Source organism: Streptomyces tibetensis, from assembly GCF_007655005.1.
Taxonomy (GTDB): domain Bacteria; phylum Actinomycetota; class Actinomycetes; order Streptomycetales; family Streptomycetaceae; genus Streptomyces; species Streptomyces tibetensis.
The window spans coordinates 1-509 of sequence record NZ_SZVW01000067.1; the positions used below are offsets into that span (position 1 = coordinate 1).

A 509-nucleotide genomic window follows, 5' to 3' on the forward strand; every position below is an offset into this window, starting at 1 on the left:
GACTGGCACGAGTCGGTTCCGGTGCGCGACGAGCTCACCGGCGAGACCTACCACTGGAGCAGGAACACCTACGTGCGGTTGGAGCCGGGGCGGGCTCCCGCGCACGTCTTTCACGTGCAGTCCCCGCCCGCCGTGCACGCGAACGGAGGGGCAGAAACATCATGACCGTGAACGAGCCCGTGCTGGACACCTTCGAGGACACTCCCGCGAGGGACCGAGACCCCGATTGGTTCAAGCGCGCCGTCTTCTACGAGGTGCTCGTCCGCTCGTTCCAGGACAGCGACGGCGACGGCGTCGGCGACCTCAAGGGCCTCACCTCCAAGCTCGACTACCTCCAGTGGCTCGGTGTCGACTGTTTGTGGCTGCCGCCCTTCTTCAAGTCGCCTCTGCGTGACGGCGGCTACGACGTCGCCGACTACACGGCCGTCCTGCCCGAGTTCGGTGACCTGGCCGACTTCGTGGAGTTCGTCGACGCCGCCCACCAGCGCGGCATGCGCGTGATCATCGAC

2 protein-coding genes are annotated in these 509 nt (G+C 67.0%); both read left to right on the forward strand.

Features of this window, described 5'->3' with window-relative positions:
• Positions 1-165: hypothetical protein (locus FDO69_RS42960; protein WP_324828855.1), on the forward strand; the 165-nt coding region annotated here is incomplete at its 5' end.
• Positions 162-509, forward strand: a 348-nt coding sequence (locus FDO69_RS40945) for an alpha-amylase family glycosyl hydrolase (protein WP_240806352.1), incomplete at its 3' end; no start/stop codon positions are given. The genes FDO69_RS42960 and FDO69_RS40945, both read left to right, overlap by 4 nt.